Here is a 1,285-nt window from a genome sequence, read left to right on the forward strand (position 1 = left end):
GCCTAAGGTAACTGCGCCACCTTCACATGATGTAAATCGCAGCCATTAAAAAAGGCCACCTAAGTGACCTTTTTCTAACAATTAACTTAAACGTTAATTATTACTCTACGATAGTTGCTACAACACCAGCACCTACAGTACGGCCACCTTCACGGATAGCGAAACGAAGACCTTCGTCCATCGCGATTGGCGCGATTAGCGTTACAGTCATCTTAACGTTATCACCAGGCATTACCATTTCTACGCCTTCTGGTAACTGTACGTCACCTGTTACGTCAGTTGTACGGAAGTAGAACTGTGGACGGTAACCTTTGAAGAATGGAGTATGACGACCACCTTCATCTTTCGAAAGTACGTATACTTCTGAAGTGAATGTAGTGTGTGGCTTGATTGAACCAGGCTTAGCTAGTACTTGACCACGTTCAACGTCTTCACGCTTAGTACCACGTAAAAGTGCACCAATGTTCTCACCAGCACGACCTTCGTCAAGAAGCTTACGGAACATTTCAACACCAGTACAAGTAGACTTAGTCGTCTCTTTGATACCAACGATTTCAACTTCGTCATTCACGTTGATGATACCAGCTTCAACACGGCCAGTTACAACAGTACCACGACCTTGGATTGAGAAAACGTCTTCGATAGGCATGATGAATGGCTTATCGATGTCACGCTCTGGCTCTGGAATGTAAGTATCTAGTGCTTCTGCAAGCTCTACGATTTTAGCTTCCCATTGCTCTTCGCCTTCAAGTGCTTTAAGTGCAGAACCTTGAATTAGTGGTAAGTCATCACCTGGGAAGTCGTATTCAGAAAGAAGTTCACGAACTTCCATTTCTACTAGCTCAAGTAGCTCTTCATCATCAACCATGTCACATTTGTTCATGAACACAACGATGTAAGGAACGCCAACTTGGCGAGAAAGTAGGATGTGCTCACGAGTTTGTGGCATAGGGCCATCAGTCGCAGCAACTACTAAGATAGCGCCGTCCATTTGAGCAGCACCAGTGATCATGTTTTTAACATAATCGGCGTGACCAGGACAATCTACGTGTGCGTAGTGACGAGTAGGTGTATCGTACTCAACGTGTGAAGTTGAGATTGTGATACCACGCTCGCGCTCTTCTGGAGCGTTATCGATTGATGCGAAATCTTTAGCAACACCGCCGTATACTTTTGCAAGTACGTTAGTGATTGCTGCAGTTAGTGTAGTTTTACCGTGGTCAACGTGGCCGATTGTACCAACGTTTACGTGCGGTTTTACGCGTTCAAACTTTTCTTTTGCCAT

Annotated in this window: 1 protein-coding gene; it reads right to left on the bottom strand. The window is 44.8% G+C overall.

Going from position 1 to position 1,285, the window contains the following annotated elements; all coding sequences use genetic code 11:
* Window positions 1–100 precede the first annotated feature (100 nt).
* Window positions 101–1,285, bottom strand: a complete 1,185-nt coding sequence (gene tuf / locus QL986_RS18760) for an elongation factor Tu (protein ID WP_013463851.1) — start codon at window positions 1,283–1,285, stop codon at window positions 101–103.

Origin of the sequence: Pseudoalteromonas sp. APC 3250, from assembly GCF_030407915.1 — a bacterium.
Taxonomy (GTDB): Bacteria; Pseudomonadota; Gammaproteobacteria; order Enterobacterales; family Alteromonadaceae; genus Pseudoalteromonas; species Pseudoalteromonas tetraodonis.